Annotated in this window: 17 protein-coding genes and 1 tRNA gene; 11 read left to right on the top strand and 7 right to left on the bottom strand. The window is 58.7% G+C overall.

The window, feature by feature from the left end; genetic code table 11:
- Positions 1-77: 77 nt before the first annotated feature.
- Positions 78-836 carry a PspA/IM30 family protein gene (locus AC6H1L_RS17490; RefSeq protein WP_497598752.1) on the bottom strand — a complete coding sequence of 253 codons (759 nt, stop codon included), beginning with the start codon at positions 834-836 and terminating at the stop codon, positions 78-80.
- Positions 837-1,107: 271 nt separating this feature from the next.
- Here AC6H1L_RS17490 and AC6H1L_RS17495 point away from each other — a divergent pair.
- A tRNA-Gly gene (locus tag AC6H1L_RS17495) sits at positions 1,108-1,182 on the top strand.
- A 175-nt stretch (positions 1,183-1,357) separates the two neighbouring features.
- On the opposite strand, the gene AC6H1L_RS17500 is transcribed toward AC6H1L_RS17495, so the two are convergent.
- Positions 1,358-2,728: a spinster family MFS transporter gene (locus AC6H1L_RS17500; RefSeq protein ID WP_497598753.1), complete on the bottom strand. Its 1,371-nt coding sequence runs from the start codon at positions 2,726-2,728 to the stop codon at positions 1,358-1,360.
- 595 nt (positions 2,729-3,323) lie between these two features.
- Here AC6H1L_RS17500 and AC6H1L_RS17505 point away from each other — a divergent pair.
- The gene (locus AC6H1L_RS17505; RefSeq protein ID WP_497598754.1) at positions 3,324-4,013 is read left to right on the top strand and encodes a DedA family protein; all 690 of its coding nucleotides are present in this window, start codon (positions 3,324-3,326) and stop codon (positions 4,011-4,013) included.
- A gap of 196 nt (positions 4,014-4,209) precedes the next feature.
- On the opposite strand, the gene serA is transcribed toward AC6H1L_RS17505, so the two are convergent.
- The 3 genes from serA to pyk all read right to left on the bottom strand — a co-directional run bounded on the left by serA (position 4,210) and on the right by pyk (position 8,949).
- Positions 4,210-5,928, bottom strand: coding sequence for a phosphoglycerate dehydrogenase (gene serA / locus AC6H1L_RS17510; protein WP_497598755.1), 1,719 nt, complete (start codon positions 5,926-5,928; stop codon positions 4,210-4,212).
- 36 nt (positions 5,929-5,964) lie between these two features.
- Positions 5,965-7,128 (bottom strand): pyridoxal-phosphate-dependent aminotransferase family protein, encoded by a 1,164-nt coding sequence (locus AC6H1L_RS17515; protein ID WP_497598756.1) that lies wholly within the window; start codon positions 7,126-7,128, stop codon positions 5,965-5,967.
- 291 nt (positions 7,129-7,419) lie between these two features.
- The gene (gene pyk, locus AC6H1L_RS17520; protein WP_497598757.1) at positions 7,420-8,949 is read right to left on the bottom strand and encodes a pyruvate kinase; all 1,530 of its coding nucleotides are present in this window, start codon (positions 8,947-8,949) and stop codon (positions 7,420-7,422) included.
- Between the two features lie 744 nt (positions 8,950-9,693).
- Between pyk and rpsP the strand changes: the two genes are divergently transcribed.
- From rpsP to rimM, 3 genes are all read left to right on the top strand, one after another.
- A complete protein-coding gene (rpsP, locus tag AC6H1L_RS17525) occupies positions 9,694-9,999 on the top strand; it encodes a 30S ribosomal protein S16 (protein WP_497598758.1) in 306 nt (101 codons plus the stop codon).
- 2 nt (positions 10,000-10,001) lie between these two features.
- Positions 10,002-10,253, top strand: a complete 252-nt coding sequence (locus tag AC6H1L_RS17530) for a KH domain-containing protein (RefSeq protein ID WP_112428083.1) — start codon at positions 10,002-10,004, stop codon at positions 10,251-10,253.
- A 95-nt stretch (positions 10,254-10,348) separates the two neighbouring features.
- The gene (gene rimM / locus AC6H1L_RS17535) at positions 10,349-10,927 is read left to right on the top strand and encodes a ribosome maturation factor RimM (protein ID WP_497598759.1); all 579 of its coding nucleotides are present in this window, start codon (positions 10,349-10,351) and stop codon (positions 10,925-10,927) included.
- 378 nt (positions 10,928-11,305) lie between these two features.
- On the opposite strand, the gene AC6H1L_RS17540 is transcribed toward rimM, so the two are convergent.
- Positions 11,306-13,129 carry a hypothetical protein gene (locus tag AC6H1L_RS17540; RefSeq protein WP_497598760.1) on the bottom strand — a complete coding sequence of 608 codons (1,824 nt, stop codon included), beginning with the start codon at positions 13,127-13,129 and terminating at the stop codon, positions 11,306-11,308.
- Between the two features lie 182 nt (positions 13,130-13,311).
- Between AC6H1L_RS17540 and AC6H1L_RS17545 the strand changes: the two genes are divergently transcribed.
- The 6 genes from AC6H1L_RS17545 (at position 13,312) to eccCa (ending at position 21,489) form a co-directional block, all read left to right on the top strand.
- Positions 13,312-14,061 carry a hypothetical protein gene (locus AC6H1L_RS17545; RefSeq protein WP_497598761.1) on the top strand — a complete coding sequence of 250 codons (750 nt, stop codon included), beginning with the start codon at positions 13,312-13,314 and terminating at the stop codon, positions 14,059-14,061.
- A gap of 35 nt (positions 14,062-14,096) precedes the next feature.
- Positions 14,097-14,975 (top strand): protein phosphatase 2C domain-containing protein, encoded by an 879-nt coding sequence (locus AC6H1L_RS17550; RefSeq protein ID WP_497598762.1) that lies wholly within the window; start codon positions 14,097-14,099, stop codon positions 14,973-14,975.
- 125 nt (positions 14,976-15,100) lie between these two features.
- A complete protein-coding gene (locus AC6H1L_RS17555) occupies positions 15,101-16,033 on the top strand; it encodes a serine/threonine-protein kinase (protein WP_497598763.1) in 933 nt (310 codons plus the stop codon).
- 309 nt (positions 16,034-16,342) lie between these two features.
- The gene (locus AC6H1L_RS17560; protein WP_497598764.1) at positions 16,343-16,651 is read left to right on the top strand and encodes a WXG100 family type VII secretion target; all 309 of its coding nucleotides are present in this window, start codon (positions 16,343-16,345) and stop codon (positions 16,649-16,651) included.
- 164 nt (positions 16,652-16,815) lie between these two features.
- Positions 16,816-17,250, top strand: coding sequence for an EsaB/YukD family protein (locus AC6H1L_RS17565; RefSeq protein WP_497598765.1), 435 nt, complete (start codon positions 16,816-16,818; stop codon positions 17,248-17,250).
- 126 nt (positions 17,251-17,376) lie between these two features.
- Positions 17,377-21,489, top strand: coding sequence for a type VII secretion protein EccCa (eccCa, locus tag AC6H1L_RS17570; protein ID WP_497598766.1), 4,113 nt, complete (start codon positions 17,377-17,379; stop codon positions 21,487-21,489).
- Here eccCa and AC6H1L_RS17575 read toward each other — a convergent pair.
- Positions 21,486-22,739: an ROK family protein gene (locus AC6H1L_RS17575; protein ID WP_497598767.1), complete on the bottom strand. Its 1,254-nt coding sequence runs from the start codon at positions 22,737-22,739 to the stop codon at positions 21,486-21,488. The genes eccCa and AC6H1L_RS17575 overlap by 4 nt on opposite strands.
- Between the last annotated feature and the right edge of the window lie 259 nt (positions 22,740-22,998).

Genomic DNA, 22,998 nt, shown 5'->3' on the forward strand with positions numbered 1-22,998 from the left:
GGAGAAGATCAGATCGCTGAGTGAGCACCAGGTCGCATTCTCTGGCGCCCAACCAGACAGTGACTGGGAGCGCTCGCTTACGGCTCCCCGGGGGGAAGCTGACCTTGTGCCTCCGAGATCGATTTATCGAGTAGAAGACGCTGTTTCAGTAATTGTAGCTGACGTTCAACTTGTTCTTCCTGGTCGAGACGCGCCAGCTCATGATCAAGGGCATCCCCAGAGCTGGCTGGGAGAGGGGCGGAGCTATCCAGCGCCCCCTGTTCAAGGAGAGAGTGCAGAGCACCTGCGCGCGCCTCTAGCATCAGCAACTTTTCATGAGCGCGCTCCAGAGCAAGCCGCATTTCCGTCGTCTCGGTGTTCAGCCCTGCGAGGGCCTCTTCGAGACGCGCCTGGGCCTGAGCGGCGTTGTAGCGGGCCTTTAAAACCTCCTTCTGGGCGCGGAATGCCTCAATGCGCATCCTTAGCCGCTGTTCCAACTCGATCAATTGTTCCTTTTGGGCCTGTACCTGTCCAAGCTGCTGCTCATAACTATTGAGCTGAGCAAGCAACAGCTCTCGGCGCTCGAGGGCCAGACGCGCCAGATCCTCGCGATTGGCCCGCAGTGCAGAGAAAGCCTGCTGCTCATAGCGCTCAGCGCGGCGCTGTAACTCGCTCTGCTGAAGCTCCAGGCGTCTTTCGCTCGTGACCACATCGGCAACGGCGCGGCGGAGCTGTTGAAGCTGCTCCACCTGTTTCTGATAAGCGTAATCGAGCACCTGAATCGGGTCCTCTGCCCGCTCAAGGGCGGCCTTACTGCGGATGCGCAGCAATAGGGCCAAACGTGAAAGCAGGCCCATGTTTGCCTCCTCTCGTGCATGCTGCTTACCAAATGGAAGATCCCTCGTAGCTCATGCTCACGGTCCTCTGGCGCTCACTGCTTCCCTCGCCGTTGCCTTCGCCGCCCGCCTTTCTCACGGAGCACCCTCGGACGCCAAAGGCTTCCCTGGTTGACATGATACCACAGACAAAGTCGCTTGCTTCTATCTGCCGGAGAGAAAAATCCGAGGCCTTCCCCCTCTTGACATTTGCCGGAGAGGGGGATATAATAATTGCCGTCAAGAGTGAAACGCGGGCTTGGTGTAGCGGTAACATGCAACTTTCCCAAAGTTGAGATCACGGGTTCAAATCCCGTAGCCCGCTCCAGGTTTGTGAGAACGCCCCGCATTGCGGGGCGTTCCTTTTTGCTGCTCTTCGCTGAGCCGGGTCCTCATCGCTGCCCTATCTCTACCTTCCCTGCTAGCCTGCCTTTCCCTTCCTCCTCTCTCTTAATCATCGGTCTTCCCCATACATACCCGCGCTCGCCACAGCGATGCTCACCTTACTCTGACGCTTGTTGACGGCGTTCCTCTAATGTACGCTGCATCCGTTGCATATCGCGCGCTACCGTGCGCAAGCCCACCAGGCAAATCAGACCAGCCAGGAGCAGAGCCGTGGGGGCAGTGCTCAGCAAGGCCAGATGGAGAGAGCTGTGCTCCTTCAGCAGGCCGATCAGGGCAGGTGCCGAGGCATCGCCGAGCAGATGAGCGAGCAACAGAGCCAGCCCTAAAGCTGTGGCGCGTATCTCTGGCAAGACGACATCCTGAATCACGGCATTCAGAGGGCCGGTGCAGAAGTTGAGGGCCACACCTGCCACGAAGAGTGTCGCCACAAAGAGAGGCAGCTGATGAAAGAGGAGAGCCAGCAAGGCCAGAGGTGCCCCAATCAGGAAACCCAGGGTGGCTACCAACAAGCGGCCATAGGCGAAGCGGCGTTGAGCGCGATCGGCCAGAAAGCCACCGAGCACCGTGCCGACCAGGCCACTTCCAACCAGCAGGGCGCCGGCCAGCAGGCCCGCCTGACTCAGCTTCAGATGGAAGTCGAGGAACAGGTACGTGGGGAGCCAGGCCGAAGTACCGCCGATCGTAAAAAAGCTGCAGATGAGTGCGCCCAGTAGCACCCAGTAGGTCGGAATGCTCAGAATAGCGCCGGCCTGGCGCCAGAAATCGCCGCTCAGGCTGGCATGCCCCTCAGCCACCACAGCGGATGAAGCGGCTGCAGAACCCCCGTGAGCTGCTTGCTCGGGTTCCTCCTCCTCGAAGGTGCCACGTGCAGGCTCGTACATGCGCCAGGCCAGAAAAGCGGCTAGCAATCCTGGCAGCCCAACCACATAGAAAGCCCAGCGCCAGCCAAGCGTGTCGGCGATCAGGCCGCCGAGCACGAAGCCCAGCGCTGAGCCGATCAAGGTTGCAGCCGCCCAATAGGAAAGCACACGCCCACGCTGGGCGCGCGGGAAATAGTCCCCCAACAACGAAAGCGAAGCAGGTGCATAGCCTGCCTCGCCGATACCGAGGATCGAGCGCGTAATGAAGAGTTGGATGAAGTTGCGGGTTAGCCCGGTGATAGCCGTAGCAAGACTCCAGAGGCCGACGCAGAGACTAACAATGTGCTTGCGCAGCGTGCGATCTGCCCAGATACCCAACGGCAGGGTTGTCAATCCGTAGACGAGCAGGAAGGCTGAATTCAGGAGGCCAGCCTCGAAATCGCTGATCCCTAAATCGTGCTGAACGCGTGGAAGAATCGCCGGCAGGATATAGCGATCGGCGTAATTGAGCATGTTAATCGCTAATAAGACTGCCAGGGCAAAGCGGGCCTCGGCGCGTGTAGGCCGCCGCAGGCGCTGGCCTCTGGAGGCCGGGGTGACGGCGGTCATCTATCAGGTAACTCCTTTCTTTCTGTGCAGAGTGACAGTGCTCAAACCTGATACATAAGCAGCTCGATCGACGTGACCAACAGATTCGCGAAACAGCGAGCATCTCAGCAAAACATGACAAAGAAAGACAGACAAACAGAACGGAAGGCGCCGAGTTTTTCTCTCGTATGCGACCTTCTTTCTGATCTGTGGTCTGCCAGGTTTGCCGAGTCCGCTGCTGTCTCGAACTGTGACAAGCTGTCTCGCTGGAGAACTGCACTTGCTTGCTTACTTGCTTGTGCGCTCCCCTCGCGGCGAAGCAAGCCATTCGCTTAGATGATACGTTGCCAGACCAACTTTGTTGCAGAGGAGAAAGACTCACCGCTTTGGGCCAGAGGTTGCAACCCTCTCGCCGATGCCCCCGTCTTATGGGTGGAGTAAGCAGGGCACACAACGACTCGGCTTGAAGTAGTTTCGTGATCGCTGCCTGATTGATAGGCAAGAGCCTTTTCTGTTGTATACTCTCCAAAGAGGGAGGCGTAGCGCAGAGGACAGGCGGAGTGCGGTTGGCTGACGAATTGGCTGGTATGGTTTGGTCTAAGCAGAAAGGAAGAACATGCTAGAGGCACTAATCCAGTTCCTGATAGACAACGTGCTCTTTAAAGCACATCCGCTGGCTATCTATGGGATTGTCGCGCTCTTTCTCTTCTTAGAAAGCTGTGGTATCCCGGTGATTAACAGCACACTATTGCTGCTGACCGGGGCATTGGTCACGCTGGGCCATCTGCATTTCTGGCCATTGGCGGCTGCGGCGCTTATTGGGAGCTGTGCGGGGGCCTGTCTGGCCTACTGGATTGGCGAACGGGGAGGACGTCCGGCGCTCCTGCGTCTAATGAAATTGCTGCACCTTGATGAGAGCAAAGCGAGCGTGGCGGAAGGCTGGTTTCAGCACGCAGGGGCCTGGATGATCTTTCTTTCCCGAATCACCCCCTATGTGCGCCCCTTTGCCTGCTTTCTGGCAGGCATATCGCGTCTGGTCTATCAGCGTTTTCTCCTGGCCATGTTCCTCGGCTCCCTCCTCTGGTGCGTTGCCATCATTCGCATCGGTATGGTCCTAGGAAAGCATTGGCGCTGGGGCGTTGCCCTGATCCAGCAGTATACGCTCCCGGCCTGTCTCATCTTAGTCGCTCTGATGGCGCTCTCCCTGGTCGCGAGCCGTCTCCTGCAGCGCCAGCTCAGACAGCGCTTCCTGCAGGAGCGCTCACCATCCAAAGAAAGAGAGCGTCAGCTCCTCAAGGTCCAGTGAGCGAGCGCCTGCACCTGCAATGGAAGCAGGAGCGGGCCAAAAACAAGGCAGCCCCTCCCTTCCGACGAATCGGGAACGCTGCTCAGAGGGGAAAGGACTGCCTTGACTTGATAGCCTATGCTTCGTGGGGCAGAGACAAACCTTGGCTCGCTCGACCGGTGGGCTAGCGGCCTGACCTTAGACGAGGAGCGGTGTCTCAGAGATTGACCACCGTCAAGCCAAAGATATCGCCAGAGGCGCGGATCTCTTCGAGCGCCCAATCAGGGATTGGATCATCGACTGAGATAATCATCAGAGCAATATCGGGCTTGGCGCCTGGGCGACGTGGACGTGGGGCGCGCTGAATGGGGCCGACATCCATATGGCGGATATTAACGCCAGCCTTGCCCAGAATAGTCCCCACGCGCCCGATCATGCCGGGCTGATCGGGATTGCGGCAGAAGAGAATGTAGCCCTCCGGCACAAACTCTGTCCAATAGCGACCCACGCGCACGATACGCGGTTCCCCATGCATCACCGTACCACTGAGCAGCTCAACACGCTCAGCCTCACCCTCGCCCTGACCGGCGAAGGAAGCGCGACCATTGACATCCAGGACCCGGAGGGTCACCAGATTGGCGAACTCAGTGGAAGTCGGTGACTTCTGCTCTGTGATCTCCAGGCCCCGCTGTTTGGCCAGCAAGGGGGCATTGATCATATTAACATGGGCGTCTGAGATCGGTTCAAGCAAACCCTTAATGAGCGCGGCCTGCAGCGGGCGCAGATCGTAGGCCGTAATTTCGCCGCTGTAAGACAGCTCAATGCGGTGGAGTGGACCCGGCTGGAGCTGCGTGTAGAGGCGACCCATTTTCTCCAGCAGCGTCATATAGGGCTGAAGAACCTTGAGAGTCTCAGGCAGGATCAACGGCGCATTGACCGCAGCACGCGGGAAGCCACCGCGCAAGACCGTCACGATCTGTTCGGCGACGTCGAGAGCCACCCCAACCTGAGCCTCTTCGGTCGAGGCGCCCAGGTGAGGAGTCGCCACCACCTGCTCGTGACCAACCAATTCCCGCAGAACGGGATGATCACGAATCGGCTCCTGACTGAAGACATCGAGAGCGGCTCCGGCTAAGCGTTGCTCTTTGAGAGCCTGGAGCAGGGCCTCCTCATCGATGATACCGCCACGCGCGCAGTTAATCAGGCGAGCGCTAGGTTTCATCAGGCTTAACTCGCGAGCCCCGATCAGGCCGCGTGTTCCCGAAGGCCCTGTCGTCAGAGAGGTATGGACTGTTACGAAATCGGCGCGGCGTAACAGGTCATCGAGGGTGGTCATCTGCACGCCCAGCTTGCTGGCCTGCTCTGACGAGACATAGGGATCAAAAGCGATCACCTCCATCTCCAGACCACGGGCGCGCTTCGCCACCTCACTCCCGACCTTTCCCAGGCCAATAATACCCAGCACCTTGTTACGGACCTCGCTGCCCAGAAAGCGGCTCTTCTCCCACTTGCCGCCCTTCATACTGCGGTCGGCGGCGGGAATATGGCGCGCAAGGGCCAACAGCATCGCGATGGTATGCTCAGCAGCGGCCACCACATTTCCCAGCGGAGAATTTACCACCATAATGCCGAGGCGGGTCGCTGTCTCCAAATCGATATTGTCCACCCCCACCCCGGCGCGCGCCACGATCTTCAAGTTCTTGCCGGCAGAGAGCACCTCGCGTGTGACCTGGGTCTCGCTGCGCACGACAAGCGCGGCATAGTCACCAATGATCGCGCACAGCTCAGCGGGCGAGAGGCCTGTACGCACATCGATGGTCGCCTCTGGCAGATGCGTGCGCAAGAAATCGACGCCCTCCTGCGCAATGCGATCGGCGATCAAAATTCTCACTGTTTCTGTCGGCGCGGGCTGCGCAGGCTGTGCATCCTCAGCCATCACCATAGCCTTGCTCCCCTCTTCCAGCAGCGGCGTTCAGCGGCCTGTGAAGCCGAAGGAGCGCAAGCGCTGCTCCACCTTATCCATAGCCTCGGCCAGGTCCTCCTCGCGGAAGTATCCCAAATGGCCGACGCGGAAAATCTTACCTTCCAGGTGCTCCTGACCGCCACCGAGAACAACGCCATCCTGCTCGCGCAGAGCCTTCATGAAGGCCTTTGTATTGAAACCGTCTGGCAGACGGACCGCCGTTACCGTATTCGAGGCATAGCGCGGATTAGCGAACAACTCCAGGCCCATCTCACGAGCGCGGCGGCGCACATACTCGCCAGCGCGGCGATGGCGCTCAAAGATTGCCTCGCGCCCCTCTTCAAGCATCAGCTCCAGAGCGCGATCAAGCGCATAGAAGACCGAGACCGCCGGCGTTGTCGGGTGCTGACCAACCTCCAGCTTCTTGCGCGAACTGGCCCAGTCAAAGTAGAAACGCGGTAGCTTGGCACGCTTATTAGCCTCCCAGGCGCGTTCACTGGCCGCGATCATCATCACTCCCGGGGGAGACATCCAGCCCTTCTGCGAACCCGTGAAGACCACATCCAGATCCCACAGGTCCATTTCCAGCGGGATGCAGCCCAGAGAACTAACGGCATCGACCGCGATCAGAGCATCAGGATTATGGCGCCTGATCACGGAGGCCAACGTCTGGATATCGTTGGTTACTCCCGTCGACGTCTCATTATGGGTTACCAGCACGCCACGGTAGGGGGGCAATGTTTTCAGACGGCTCTCCACCACATCGGGATCGGCCCCCTCACCCCAGGGGAACTCAATGCGACTCACTTGCAGCCCATAAGCCTCGGCAATGCGGGCGAAACGATTGCCGAAAGCCCCGATCGTGATCGCCACCACATGGTCGCCTGGGGAGAACAAATTAACAACGGCGCTCTCCTGGCCACCAGTGCCCGAAGCTGGATAGGTCAACACAGGTGAGCGCGTCTGGAAAAAGTATTGCAGCCGTGCTGTCACACGGCGCAGAATAGCAGCGAATTCCGGCCCGCGGTGGTTGATCATCGGGCGGGCCATTTCAGCCAAGACCTCATCCGGCACCACGGTGGGGCCGGGAATGCGCAGATTCTGCTTAGGAATCGGAGCCCGTGGCTCAACCTGGGGAACGGGGATTGCGTTCTTTTCCTGCTGAATAGTCATGCACACCTCTTCTTCCTGAAACAGGACTCAAAAGCCGAGCCAGCCAGGCGGTACGTGCCATATCTTGCCCCGTTGCAATAAGGCGCGGCGGGATAACATCGCTATTACCCGCCGCAGCCGATGGCGCTGGTCTGATGTTTTCCAGTATAGTCCTATTCAGCGACGATGTCAAACGAAACGCGCTTCAGCCTGCCTGCTGTTGCCCTGTCTCGCCGGCGTCGGAAGGCAGAAGAGCAGGGCACCGCTGCGGAGGAGGCAGGTCAAAAAGAAGCTAGCCAAGGCTGACCTGACCTAGTCAGAGGCACGCCCTTCACCGATACGATGCAGCTTCACAAAGTTGGTTCGGGCCCGACTGGCCACCGGCAGCCCACCCATAATCACCACATGCTCGCCTTCAGCGAGCAAATGATCGCTCAAGAGACGCCGCTCAACAGTAGCAATCAGCTCCTCAGTCGTCCCATGCATCTCGATCAGACGCGGCCAGACTCCCCACCACAGAGCCAACTGGCGATAGACTCGCTCCGAGGGGGTATAGGCCAAAATCGGACGGCGCGGTCGATCTTTCGAGATCAAGCGGGCCGAGTTGCCTGAGCGTGTAAAGACCACAATCGCGCGTACACTGGCCTCCTCAGAGAGGGCGCGCGCCGCATGGCTTACGGCATGCTCCTGAGAGAGACGTCGGCACTGGGGGGGCTGAGCGGTGCGATCATCGGCCTCTGTCTCCTGAATAATGCGTACCATCATAGCGACCGCTTCCACCGGATAGGAGCCGCTGGCCGTCTCGGCGCTCAGCATCACGGCGTCGGTACCATCGAGCAGAGCATTAGAGACATCAGCGACCTCGGCGCGCGTGGGAGTAGGATTAGTTACCATCGATTCCAGCATTTGCGTGGCCGTAATCACTGGCAGGCCCAGCTCATTACAGCGGGCAATGACGCGCTTCTGAATCAGGGGCACCTTCTCTAGCGACATCTCGACTCCCAGATCGCCGCGCGCCACCATCAACCCGTCGGCCACCTCCAGAATCTCATCGAGACGCGCCACAGCTTCCGGCTTCTCCAGCTTGACAATAAGAGGAATATCGCCAGCATGCTGGCGATGACCCTCCTTGGCGGCCATCTCCGCCTGCAGACTCTGGAGAAAACGGCGCGCCTCAAGCACATCCTCCGGTCGACGTACGAAGCTCAGAGCCACATAGTCGACGCCATGCTGCACGCCAAAGCGTAAATCTGCGCGATCCTTCTCGCTCAGCGCGGGCGCGCTGACAGTCACCCCTGGCAAATTCATGCCTTTGTGCTCCTTAAGTAAGCCCCCGTGAACGACCTCGCAGCGTGCTGAAAGGCCGTCGCTGGCAAGTACACGCAGCTCCATCAGGCCATCATCGAGCAAGATACGATCGCCGGGCTTGACATCCTGCGCGAGCAGCCCGTACGTGGTAGGGATCACCGGCAACCTGGCGCTCTCCTCGTCGAGAGGAGCACCCTCCCCATTCGTCGCCGGCAGGCGTGTCGCTACAATCACCTGGCTCCCTGAAACCAGGCGCAGCGGTTGCCCGCCCGGCAGACTACCAACGCGGATCTTGGGCCCCTGTAGATCCTGCAAGATGGCTACAGGCCAACCCAGCCGTGTCGAGAGGCGTCGAATGCGCTCGATCACGACTGCGTGCTCCTCGTGGCTTCCGTGAGAAAAATTGAGACGGGCGACGTTCATACCGGCCAACATCAGCTGCTCAAGCCGCTCCTCACTGCTGCTGGCCGGCCCGATAGTACAGACAATCTTTGTACGGCGCATGAACAAGTTATGCCCCCTCATACTCTGCATTCGCGCCTCATTATAGCAGAGAGCAACCGGGCTGAAAGCCTCCTTTCCAGCCGGGTGACACTTGCTGCCAGCGGCAGCCTGCCGCTCTGGCCATTATTCTGGGGGCTGGCTGGTTGGGCATGCTGGGCGCTTGGGGCCAAGGCTGTCCCTTGCCAGCAGGGGAGGCTTGTAGGCGCAACAAATGCCGTCAGTGGTCCGCCTCTTCAGCAACGGGCGTGAAAGACTCTTACGTAACTCAACTGCTCCCTTAGCTCACCCTGCTCATGGGTGGTCGCCTGCTACCTGAAAGGAGCCTTGGCCGGCCAGGCCTGGCGAGCGAGCCTCTTCTGAGGAGGCTCCAGCTTAAGCCGGTGGGGTAGGGCCCTCACCTGTTGACAAAATTTGCTGCCCGTGCTATCCTGATGACGCCATTGGGGCCATGTTCTATGCCTTGCCCAGCATTTACAACTACGCTACGCAGCGGCACAGCGTCGACACCTTCTCTCTTTTGCCTCGGCGTGGCCGGGGTGTAATGTGCTCTCTAGACCACATGGCCAGGCAAGATAGATGAGGGGAGGAGGCGCAGGCCGACGTCGCTTAGCGGAGGGCTTGGCGGGCACGTTGTGGGCGTGGTTTCTCTGCAATGAGGGCGCTAGCTCTTCATAAGGTGGTGGACTGAAAACGTACACTGGTCGGATCGGGCTAGCGAGCGAGAAAGTACGGTCGAGGACTTTCCCCACTGGGGAGAGGTGAGAAGAGGAAAGCATGGCTGTTAAGATTCGTTTGATGCGAGTGGGCAAGAAGAAGGCGCCCAGTTATCGTATTGTGGTAGCTAATGCGCCTTCGCCGCGCGATGGGCGCATTATTGAAAATATCGGCTGGTACAATCCCCTGCGCGAGCCTGCGGCGGTGCAGGTGGACGAACAGAAGGCGTTGCGCTGGCTGCAGAATGGAGCGCAGCCCTCGGATGCCGTGATCTCGCTCTTCAAGCGCACTGGGGTCCTGGAGCGCTTCGAGCAGATGAAGGCTGCGGCGAAGGCTGGTTCCGCTTCCTCTGGTAAGGCAGAGTAGCTATGGCCGTCAGAAATTCTTCGATGCGCCGCTTGGTAGAATATATTGCACAGTCGCTGGTCGATAACCCGGCGGCGGTGCAGGTGCGCGAGGTACGCAACGATCGTCAAGCGGTGGTCCTTGAGCTGCGCGTGGCGCCCGAGGACTACGGCAAGGTAATCGGGAGAGAGGGGCGGGTGGCCAAGGCGTTGCGCACATTGATGCGCGCTATGGGGACGCGCGAAGGCCGTCATACTTCCCTGAAGGTTGTTTAGTCCGGTCTTGGTCTGGTCTTGTCTCTCCCGTCTGGCTCATTCATTCACTGAGCACTCCACCCTGATGCATTAAGCGGGCAATGGCAGCCAGTTCTATGCAGGGCAATACTGAATGGGCAACCGTGGGGCGAGTGATCGCCCCCTTCGGGCTGCGCGGTGAGGTCAAGGTCTTGCCAATGAGTGACCTGCCGAATCGTTTCGCGCAGCTAGAGGCTGTCTATTGTGGTTTCCCTCCCCGGCGCCATCGCATCGAGCACGTCCGTCCCTATAAGGGCGGGCTTGTCTTACTGAAGTTGCAAGGCTTCGATTCGCTGATGGCTGCCGAGGCTCTGCGGAATCGCGAGCTGCAGATACCGCTGGCCGAGCTTCCCCCTCTACCTCCCGATTCATATTATCAACACGATATTCTGAATTTACGTGTTTTTACCCTCGATGGTCAGGAGGTGGGGTTAATCACCGAGATCTGGCTGACTGGAAGCAACGATGTCTACGCGATCCGCATGCCAGATGGCAGGCAGGCCCTTATCCCTGCCATCAAAGAGGTAATCAAACAGGTCGATCTGGTGCGCCGCACAATGTATATCGATCCCTTGCCGGGGATGCTCGATGAGCGCGAAGCGATTATCGACCGTGGCGAATTAGACGAAGAGGCAGGCGAGACCCATGACCTCTAGCTGCCCCTTTCTTGTGCCTGCTCATTTTCCCCTTTCTTCAGCCTCAAGGGTCTGCACTCCTGCTCGGCCTCAGAAGCAGGGTGCTAGCTAGCTCTCCCTTCTTCCCTTCGTAGCCTGAGTAGAAACAAGCGCTCGTCTGCCCATCCCAGGTACCTGCCGCAGCCGACTCGGCGCCTCGCTCGGCCAGCGCTCGCACCGGGGCCGACCTGAGACCGGAGGCTTTGTTTCCACAAATGATCTTGTCTGCCTGAGCGCCTGGCAGGAGCGGGGGACAGATCCCAACCCGGGCAGAAGAGACGGCTGTCCCCTGCCAACCTGCTGATGACCGCAGCCGAGAAGGGAGAGCGTGGGGCAGCGCTACTTCACCCGGGCTTGTCATCAAGCTTTATATGGTGTCACGTTGAGGGCGGCCAGCTCTGGCATATGGTCGAAAATCCAAACGGCGCCGCCGCTACGAATGCCGGTAGCAGGATTGACCTCTCCGATGAAGGCTGTACGGGCCTGGCTGAGCAGATCGTCAAGCAGAGGAAAGGTCGAAGATGCAAGCAACTGCTTAGGCGACATGTTGACCAACTGGCGCGCATCCTGACGAACCTGATCGAGGTTGGCCTTCACGCGGTTCAGCTCAGCGTCGATTTGACCGGCGAGCTGGCGCTGAGCTGCAGTGGAGTGAGGCGAGCTTGTTAGCGCAATCAGATCTAGCTCGATATGACGGATATAGCCAGGCACCGGCAGCGCCTTCTCATCCAGGGTGAGCAGAGGAACGCGTCCCACCGTAGGATCAACCAGAATAGGTGTTCCGCGAGGGACATCCTGAGCCACCAGCTCCGTGCCGTCGAGATAGTCCAGAATCTTCACCAGCGCATTATGCATCTCCGCGGCATCGCGCGGAACGCCGGTACCACGCGCGGCCGAGGCCCACTCAAAGATCTTGCTCACATTCTCGAAGAACCAAACGCTTAATCCACCGTGAAGCGACAACTGATCTAGCTGAGGTTCACCGCTTAGTAGATGTCTTAGATGGTCCAGATTACTATAGTGAACCGTCGTATTCCCCACCGTCTCAGCCTGGGGATCAGGAACCTGGGGGATCTCTGCATAATAGCGCCAGCGCGTTAAATCAGCGGTAGGTGAATCGGGCGTCAGGGAGGCGCTTTCCTCCGTAATCAAGAAGCGGCTATAGCTTCCCAGCAAATTTTGGTGATTGGGACTGGTATAGCGCAGGTCGAGCCGGCCATGAACCGGCGTAAACTTCGCCAACAGCAAAGCTCCCCCGAGCTGACTTTTATCGCGCAGCAACCAGGCATAGAAGCTTTGACCACTTTGAGGGGTCCCCAGATTCTGCAGATGGATATCGAGGCCATCGCAGATACCAGTAGTGTTATCAGCGCCGGTCAGGCCAGTATTGAAGAACTGGAGGCGCCCGTAACTGATGGTAACGTTGCCGGTGGCTGGGGTCTGTGACGAATGAGTCAAAAGCAGCGCCATAACGGTACCGAGGACCAGAGTTGCGACCAATAAAAACGAGAGGCCAATAATGGCCCGCCCGCGCTCAGTCGCTCCAAAATAGAAGTCCCTAAAAGAGCCGCCGAAGGGAGCGAGCCTATTAGGAGGAAGGAGAGGACGATCATAATCGGCCTGAGCTGGCGAACGCAGACTGGTCAACGTTGAAGGACCACTTGCAGGAGCAGGGCCAGGCGAAGGTGTAGCCATTAAGGCTTGCACAGCCTGGGGAGGAGCGCTCACCGGTAAATGCGTCCGGTCCTGCTCCAGCGTAAGTACCAGCTTCTCAATCGCGCGCGGGTAGTCATACGAGCCATCGAAGGTAGGCAGGGCGGTCCACTCTGCAGGCACCTCTCCTGGAGACCCATCGGCGCTTGCCAGAAAGCGCACCACACCCTGTAAGCGGTGCTGTTCTAACAGCTTCAGCGCCGTATTTACGGCCATCCGTACCTGATAGGACTGGGCCGTGGTAGGAGTTTGGAATAGAATGAACCACTGAAGATCGGGCAATGTCTGATTCAAAAAGGGAAGAAAGCCATCGTCGCTAGCGCGGCCTGGATATACTGTGACGGTAGCCCCTGTTTCCTCAAGCCGCTGGCGCAAGCGAGTGAGAATTTGCAATTCCTGATGAGCCTTCGCATCAAGGTCATGACAGATGAAGACGCCGGGAGAACTCATAACGTGTCCTCGCTTTGGCATAGGATATAGCTCTTCTTAACCAGCAAGAACATCTCTGTGAGTATAACATGGTGTGGTATCATATTCAAGCTGAGGGTATTTCTAAAGGCCATGTCTCTGGTAACACGCGGGACCGACCTGGTAATAGGCGGATCGATCCCGACTGGCCTGACTATTCTGGAAAGGAGAGGAGGCAGACGACGATGTACTACACGCAGCCGGCGACCTCCCTCACACCGGCCCTGGTCATCTACCTCATCGATGCCAGCCACTCCATGAATGACCCTTGTGGTACTACCACCAAAATGGGGCTGGTAAACCGGGCCTTGAAAGAAGCGATCAAGGACATGGTACGACGCTCCATTCGCGATGGCATTGTCCAGCGACGCTACAAAGTAGCCATTCTCGCCTATAGCACAGCGGTCGTTGACATCCTGGGAGGTATTCGTGACCTGCCCGAGCTAGTCAAGCACGGCGTACCCGTCATCAGCGCCGGAGGCGAGACTGACACCGCGGTGGGCTTTGCAGCAGTAGAGAGGCTGCTCCAGCAGCACCTGATAGAATTTGATAGCTGTCCGGCTCCCCTGGTCTGCCACCTGACGGATGCCCTGATCACAGCGAGCGATCCCACCCCAATTGTGCGACGCATTCAAGCGATGGCCGTACGCGACGGGCCGGTACTGGTCGAAAATGTTTACGTAGCCGACAAAATGCTGCGCATGCCAGTCCGGGACTGGCGGCAATGGGGAGGGGTCACCCGAGCGAGCCAGCTCACCAACGACTATGCACGCTTTCTCTTCTCGCTCTCCTCTCCGATGCCTGAAATCTATCGCCAAAACATCAACAACTATGGCTACAATCTGCAGCCGGGTGCAGCCCTCTTCTTCCCTGGGGTCCATACGGATCTTGTGCGTCTGGCCTTTACCATTTCAACGGCAACCCAGCTCAAATAGCCATTGCTCTCCTGCACCAGAGGAAGGAGCGACCAATGCTATCTGAGGATGCTGAGCGGACAGAGCGCTCTGCCCAAACCAGCTTCTGCTTTGAGACAGGCCAGTCAGGAGAGTACTTTGCCTCGCGAACCATTAACAACCGCGTGGCCCTACGCCTGCTTTCGCTGCGCAGCCGCGAAGCTCAGACCCAAGAGCTGGTCAATCAGGATTACGCTCAGGTGGTAGCCAGCACTGATGGCTCAACCCTCTACTTCTGCGTCTGCGATGGCGTGGGCAGCTCGTACCGCGGCGATTTTGCCGCTCACTATCTAGGGAGCGCCCTGGTGGCCTGGTTACAAGAGCGCGACGCCCTCACCGGGCCGATCAAGGCCATTGCCACCCGCCTGCGTCAACGCATGAATGAGTGGGCCCAGGCAGCGCAAGAAGAACTCAGACGGCTGCCCCTGGCCCCTGACACGCCAGCCCTGGTGCGAGAGGTGCTAGAAGAATTGCGCGAGGACTACGGCAGCGAAACCGTCTTTCTCGCCGGACGCATCGCTCTGGCGCCCTGGGAGACAGAGCTGCAGGTGGCTCGCCCAATGGAGGCTTTCCTCTGCTGGATGGGCAACGTCACGGCCCGCCTTTTCGTGACAGGCGAACATTCCCTGACGCTGGGGGGCAGTAGCGACGATGAGGGACGCTGGTCGACAGCCCGTGGCTCGCGTGGGCTGCTGAATGCCTGGAGCATGGGCCTCTCAACTATTGAGCGTCTGATTGTCTATACCGATGGTTTGCTCCCTCTGGCCTCGTCGCTGACTGAGCTGAATGATGACGAATTGCAGACGCGCGCCCGCGAGCTACTCCTGTTGCCTGAAAACGATGATATGACAGCACTTGATCTGCACTGGCTGCCACAGGACGAGCGGCCCGACTAGCAAGCGCTCTGTGGTGGGGCAGAAAGAGGATCAGCAGGCCAGGCATAGCAAAGCTCCCAACCCGGCCAAGGCCATCCGCGCAGGCCCGGCAAACTTGCAATGCGAGAGAAGAAGGAGTTTGAGCGGTGACACGCTTCCAACCGTTTCCTGGCATGTTCTTGCGGATCGGATCATCATATTTTGAATTCATGCCCCATCCCTTAATACCAGAGGATAAAGAAACGGTATTTGCGCTAGAGGGGGGAGAAGCATTAGTCTATCAGGTACGCAACCTGGATACACAGGAGCGCTGCGCACTCAAGGTCTTCAAAGCCTCGTATCGAGGGCCGCACCTGGTCCGTGTCGCGGAAGTGCTCCAGCGCCATGCCCATCTGCCGGGCCTCTATCTGGGGTATCGTATCTGTCTCACGCGGGCCCACTATCCAGAGGCGGTCGAGGCATTTCCAGAGCTGGAGTATGCCATGCTCATGCCCTGGATTGAAGCACGGACCTGGGCCGGGCTGATGTTAGATCAGGCGGCCAGTGTAGACTACACCTTCGAGCAGGCGCGTCAACTAGCGTTGGCCACGGCGCAGGTACTGTGGAACCTCGAAATTCGGGGCCTGGCGCACGGTGACATCGCCGGGGCCAATATCTTGCTCACACCACAGCTCAGCGGCGTGCAGCTATTGGACCTGGAAGGCCTCTACGCCCCGGGCTTGCCTCAGCCTAAGAAAGTAAGCTGGGGTTCACCAGGCTATCAGCATCGCAATCTCCCGCGTCAGGGCCAGTGGTGTCCCCAGGGCGATCGTTTCGCCGGAGCGGTGCTCCTCACTGAGATGCTGACCTGGTGGGAGCCGCGGGTCCGTGCCCATGTGGCTGATCATGCGGAAACACTGTTTCATCCCCATGAATTGCAACAGACTCAGACTCCCCTCTGGAGAGCGGTGCGTGAGGTACTGCTTTCTCTTAGTAGAGACTTGCTTTATCTCTTCGATCAGGCATGGGCCTCCTCAAGCCTTGCTGAGTGTCCTGAACTGGCGACATGGGCCATGACACTCTATTCAATTTTCGTGTAGTCGCATTGCGTTATCTGGGGAAAATAGGTATCCTTTAGTTCGAAGCGATACTGCGAAGTAGTCCTTAAATTGGTAAGTTTGGGTGCTTAAATAGGCCGAAGATAGGAGAGCTTCGTAAGCCAGCAGGGTGGGTAAAGTGTTTCTTCCTGGCACAAGAAAACGAACGAGCAAGCAAGGCGGGTGATGCATCCTAAGCCCGTGCCAGGCTGGGCCTTGCCTGTCAGGCTTGCTTGATTGCTTTGCCGAACCTTGTGCCAATGCTTGACTGATTGCTCGTTTGTTTGTAGCCAAAGCTAAGGAGGGTATACGATGTCTTCACAGGGAGATCTGATTGGCGGTCGTACCCACCAGATGGACGCTACCGCTCAGAGATTCCTCTCGGAGCTTGCTAGTTTTGAAGATGCCTCCAAACGCATCACTGCTGCCGTGGCCGATCTTGAAGCTGACTGGTTTGGCCGTGGTAGTGCTGCCTACCAGAGTGCAATGAACACCTGGAACACCCACTTGATGGCTGTCCTCAACGATCTCCATCGGCTCACAGAGGGATTGCAGGGCAGCTCACAGGCCTTAAGCGAGCTGGACCAGCTCATGGCTTCCAAGTTCAGCGGCTACGAATAAACCAGGGCCGCGGCGGTTGTAAGCCTTCCCCTCGCAAATGTCTACTTCTCGGCGGCCTCTAGCAGGGTTCCAAGGAGGCCGCCACTGCTCTCTGAGGAGACGGCTGGCCGAGGCGGCCTGAGAGCGAAGCCCCTGGACTGCCTTATCGGAGGAAGTGAACAACGATGCGTAACAAGGTGCTGGTCACTGTCATAGGGCCGGATCGCACGCTTGATCTGGAGCTTCCTGCAGATAGTGCAGTTGCTGAGCTATTGCCTTTCCTGTGTGAGTTATGCGTCTCTCCAGCGGCTACCCTTACCAGGCAAGCGCGGTCAGCCATTGCGGGCATGGGGGCGAAGGCAGCAGCCAATGAAGCCAGCGCGGAGTGGCTGCTCTTTCTTGAAGGATCTCACGATCCTTTGGCCCCAGAAGAAACGCTGGGCGAGGCTGGTGTTCTCGATGGTATGCGCCTGCTCCTGCGAGCCTTGCCCCCTGGCAGCGAGCAGATTGCGGCTATCGAGACGCAAGAGCTGTTTCTACCCTCTTCCATTGCTCCCAGCGAGGGGACCGGCGGCATTGGGGTAACCTGGGAGCAGCTTTCCTTGACTGGAGCCGATTGATCAATGAGCGGAGCTAGCTGGCTGACGCCAGGGGCAGCCAGGGAGGGACCTGGTGTTGACTCCTCTCTCTGAAGCGCGGTCTGTCTGAGCCGAGCCTTGGTCAAGCGATGGCAAGAAGGATGCATCATGCAAAAGCAGGCGACAACCTTCTATCGTCCGGCCCGGGCCTACCCGCCGCGATTGCCGAGCGATGAGATCGTGATTAGCGCCCCGCCGACGCTACAACCGGCCCAGAGCGGGCCTCTAAGCTGGCTCCAGTATCTGCTACCGGTATTGGGAAGCCTGGGGTCTATCTTTTTCATGTTCACGTTCCATACGAACCCGCTCATGATGATGATCAGCGGAGGCCTGGGGGGCTTCATGATCATGTCTGGTCTCATCATGGGCTTTATCCAGCGCCGCACCCTGAAAAAGCAGCAGCAACAGCAGCGCAGCCTCTACCTTGACTATCTGGAGCGAGTTCGCAAGCATCTGCTCTGGCTGGCTAAGGAACAGCGTTTGGTTGAGCAGCGGCTCTATCCCTCCTATGAAGAGTTGGCGGAGCGGGTTGAGCGCCGTGAATATCTCTGGGAACGCCGTCCCACCGACTTCGATTTCATGATGACGCGCATTGGGTTTGGCCCTGGTCCCCTATGCTGTCCTCTGCGCTTAGATATGAGTAGCGCCAATTTCATGGTGCAGTATGTGCCCGAGCTGCGAGCCCAGGCTGAGGCTCTGGTGGCCGAATATAGCTATCTCAACGATGTCGCTGCTCTGATCCCTCTGCGCTCCTTTGGCACCCTGGCCATCAGCGGAAACTTGAGCGCCGGTCGGGCTTTGGCGCGCGCGATCATCTGCCAGCTTGTCGCGTTCCATGCCCCCGAAGATGTGCGCTGCCTGGTTTATTTCCCTGGTGAGCACGTTGAGGAATGGAACTGGCTGAAGTGGCTGCCCCATGTGCGACGTCTCCATCAGGTGAAGGCCGAGCATCGCTATGCTCCTGAGCAGCTCTGCATGCTCGCCACGACAATCGAGGATTTGCAGCAACTTCTAAAGCAGCAGATTAAACCGGAAGTCGAACGGCGGACAAAGCTCAGCGAAGAAGCGGGAAGCGATGAGCAACAGCGCCGGCGGGCCGCGCAGGCCAGTTTGCCTCACCTGGTGGTCGTGCTCGATAGCTTCTCTCCTCACGAGCCTATTGGCCAGTTACCCGAGCTGGAGCTCCTGTTTGCGAGGGCCAGTCAGGCGGGGACGACCGTCATCTGTCTGGTAGAGGACCGCTATCATGAGCCTGCGGCCATTCAGGCGCGCCTGGAGCTTTCAGAGGTCGGTGGCCTGCACTTTGAAGAGATCGCTTACGGCGGGCGTCGCATGGAGGGGCTGCTGCCCGATCACGTTGAGCCGGCGCTCTGTGAGCGTATTGCTCGTAGTCTGGCTCCGCTGACGCTTAGCGAGGCTTCCCAGCAAGATCTCTCGCAAGATATTCGTCTGCTCGAATTATTGGAGATCCCTTCCGCCGATAGCATCGAGCTAAGCCGGTGCTGGCAGGCTACGGAAGGGGAGCATGAGAAGCTGCTGCGCGTGCCTATTGGGCGCCGCGCCGATGGCCATCCTCTGCTGCTCGATCTGAAGGAAGCCGCTGATAAAGGGATGGGGCCACATGGCTTGATCGTGGGGGCCACCGGTTCCGGCAAGAGTGAGCTGCTCCGCACACTCGTCAGCGCGCTGGCCATCACTCATGACCCGCGTACCTTGAACTTCGTGCTGATTGACTTTAAGGGTGGAGCTTCCTTCAACGATTTCCAGGCGCTGCCCCATGTAGTCGGGGTGGTGACCAATCTGCAAAGTGATCTTGCGCTGGTGGATCGCGTCTACGCCGCCCTCCTCGGCGAGCAGCAGCGACGTCAGCGCATGCTGCGTGACGCGGGCAATCTCGATAATATCAAGCAGTACCGGGCCAAGTGGAAGATGCACCCCGAGATGGAGCCTATGCCTCATCTGCTGATTATTGTCGATGAGTTTGCTGAATTGATAGCCCAGCGCAGCGACTTTTTGGATCTCTTCGTAACTATGGGGCGGGTTGGGCGCAGCCTGGGACTGCATTTGCTCTTCGCTACCCAGCGCCTGGAGGAGGGTCGCATTAAGGGCCTGGAGAGCCATCTGCGCTACCGCATCTGCCTGCGCACCTATAGCGCCACGGAAAGTCGTACAGTGCTCGGCACAGCCGACGCCTACTATCTGCCCTCGGTGCCTGGGATCGGCTATTTCAAGGTCGATGTCGAGACCTACGAGCTGTTTAAGTGCGCCTTGATTTCGGTCCCCTATTTGCCTCTGGCAGAACAGACCTCGCTGGAAAGCAAGATTCGCATCTTTACTGCCAACGGCAAGCTATTGCATTATCAGCAAGCAGTGGGGGGCGCGCGCCATTTAGCGCCAGCCATCGCCGGCTCAGCAGAGTTGCATACAGAAATGGATGTGATCATCAAGCGCATTGCCCAGGCGGTTCCACCGGCCTTCACTCGTGCCATTCATCAGGTATGGCTGCCGCCACTGCCACGGGTGCTTACACTTGATACCGTGCTTGCTCATACAGAGCATCCGCACTTGACAGGCATTTATGCAAATGGTTCGCCGGCCTTTGGCGATTTACGCGTGCCGGTTGGCCTGGTGGATAAACCGCTGGAACAGACGCAAGAACCTCTATGGCTGGACTTCTCAGGTACCGGTGGGCACCTCTCCATTATAGGGGCCCCGCAGTCCGGTAAGAGTACTTTTCTGCGCACCTTGATCACGTCCTTCATGCTGACGCATACGCCGCGCGATGTTCAGTTCTATTGCATTGACATGGGTGGTGGCCTGCTACGCATTTTTGAGCAGGCGCCACATGTAGGGGCCGTCTGTAGCAAACCCGAGCGCGATAAGATCAGGCGTGTTGTGCGCCAGATGCGGCGAGTGATAGAGGAGCGGGAATTTCTCTTCCGGGAGCGCGGCATCGATAGTATGACGACCTTCCGCGCTCTGCGACAGCGTGGCGAGCTAGATGACGTGCCATTCGGCGATGTCTTTCTGGTTATCGATAACTTTGCCCAATTCTATCAAGACTTCGACCAACTGGAACCTGACCTTGTAGAGATTGTTTCCAGCGGTCTGGCCTATGGGGTTCACCTGATCATTGCGACCAACCGTTGGGCCGAAGTGCGTCCTCGTCTGCGCGATAACATCGGTACTCGCCTGGAGCTGCGCCTGAATGATCCTATCGATTCAGAGCTGGGCAGAGCGATCGCGTCGGCCATTCCTGCCGGTGTGCCTGGACGGGGAGCCAATCGCGACAAGCTCTTCTTCCAGATTGCCTTGCCGCTCATGGTCGCTGGCGGGCAAACGGAGATCGAGGATCTCCATCTACGCATTCAAGAGTATCTCCTGGCTCTCATCGAGCGCATTCGGAGTAGCTGGAAGAGCCTGGTTGCGCCACCTATTCTCATGCTGCCGCCGCTAGTCCGCTGGGAAGACCTGCCAGGGCCGTCGCCCGACGAGCCGCCTGGTGTGCCCATCGGGTTAGAAGAATTTCGCCTGAAGCCGGTCTACATCGATCTCATCACTGGAGGGCCTCACTTCCTGATTCTAGGCGATAGCGAGTGTGGCAAAACCTCGCTGCTGCGCGCCTGGATACGGGGCATAGAGCGGCGCTATACGCCTCAACAGGTGGCCTATGCGATCATCGATTTCCGCAAGCGTCTCTTGGACTTCGTTGACAGTAAATCGTTGCTGACCTATGCCTACAATAGCCAGACGCTGACAAGCTGCGTAGGCAACCTAAAAGTCGATCTAGAGCGTCGTCTCAAGAAGATCTCTGAGGTACCGCTGAGTGAGCTACGGCGTCCCCAGCAATGGAATGGGCGTCACTATTTCCTCTTCGTTGATGACTATGAGGCCATCGGAGGCTCAGGAGGCAGTCCGCTCATGCCTCTCCAGGAGTACCTGATTGTGGGCCGCGACGTTGGCTTTCATCTCGTATTGGTGCACCGCGTCGGCGGGGTCTCGCGGGCTATGTTTGAACCGATCATGCAACGTTTGCGCGAGATGGGCACGCCGGGGCTCATTCTAAGCGGCGACCCCATGGAAGGTAAGCTCTTGCATGGGCAAGCGGCGACACCCTTGCCGCCCGGACGGGCCTATCTGGTGCAGCCAAAGCATCCGCCTATGTTAGTGCAGTTAGCTTTTGCTGCTCCTCAGTGGGAAGAAGCCCAGGTTGCAGATTAATGGTCGCGGCCACGCAGGCGGCGGGGTCTGAGGCGGGTGTGAGAGGGTGAAGCAGCACCAAGGTCATCAGGAGGATGGGGAATCGACGGCAGCGGACGCTCGACGACCAGGCGACTGAGATCATCGCTCACCGCGGGCAGGCGATAGAGATGGGCCTCACGCCGCCGGGCGATAGCGAGCTGTTCGAAATCGGGCTGGGAGACCGAAGCCGGGGCTTCTTCATAGTGTCGTGCAGGCAGAGCAGCCGCGTCACGGCTGGCCTGTGTTGAGGCCAGAAAGGGGACAGCGCTCCCGATAAGGGCCGCATCCCGTCCCAGGTAGGCCGGCACAATGCTCAGGGCTTCGACTCGTTGGCCTGCTTCCGCGCTTGAGAGGGGCCCCAGTTGCGACAGGAGCGAGCGGCGCAGGTGGGTGACCAGCAGCTCATCGGCATTCAGCAAACCGCTGCCCAGAACTATTACTTCGGGGGCGAACTGCCGCAGATAATGGGCCGCAGCGATGCCAAGCCAATGGCCCATCTCCTGATAGATCGTGAGCGCTACCGTGTCGCCACGGGCCGCCTCTTCCGCCAGCAGCTGTGCGCTGAATTGCTCACGGTTGCTGAGGCGCTGGATCAGGCTACTCGGCTCACCTTTGCGGGCCGCACGCTGAATGAGACGCTGGATAGCCTCCAGTGAGACGAGGGTACTGATGCAGCCCCGGTGCCCACAGCTGCAGCGTGGACCACTGTTAGCCACAGGTAAGTGACAGACGTGCCCGGTGTATTCGCGGGCACCTGGCTCCGGCTGCCCATCGCTAATCAGGGCCGCACCTACTACCGCATGAACGGTGAGCAGCAAGGCGCGTCGGCTGCTCCTGGCGGCTCCATAAGCGTATTCGCCAAGCGCTGCCGCTTCAACGTCGCTATGTAAGCGCACGGGAAGATGATAGCGTGTTTCTAGCAGGTCACACAGCGGGAAATGGTTGAGCGAGGGAAGGAGAGGAATGAGAAAAGGACGGCGGTATGTCTGGTCAAGTTTACCCGGCAAGGCCACACCAATACCCTGCAAGGCATAGCCCGCTCCCTCGGCTCGCTGCACAGCCGCATCTATGGCCCGTAAATATGGCTCTAGCGTGGCTCGTGCCGGACGGCCGCGCAGCGTTCTAGCCTCGAAGCGCTCTCGGACCTGACCATCGGCAGCAATAATGGCGATCGTCGCCCGACTACTTCCAATCTCCACCCCGACCGCCACGCTCAGCTCTGGCACCATGTCCCTGATCCTACTAGCGGCTCCTGCCCGGGTGCTGCACTCTGTTAGAACAAGTGTTCAACATGTGGTTGACCCGAGCAACACAGACAGAAACAATAACGACAGTTTATGCAATTCAAAGTATACTCACGGTTGAGAACATTTGTCAAGAGCATCCGTTCGTCTCCAGGCCTGATCAGCCTGGCCGACCAGGGTTAGCCCAAAGCAGGCAGGGGGAGCTATCTCGCGGTCGCAAGATAGCTCCCCCTGCTATGCTATG

This window comes from Thermogemmatispora argillosa (genome assembly GCF_059696725.1).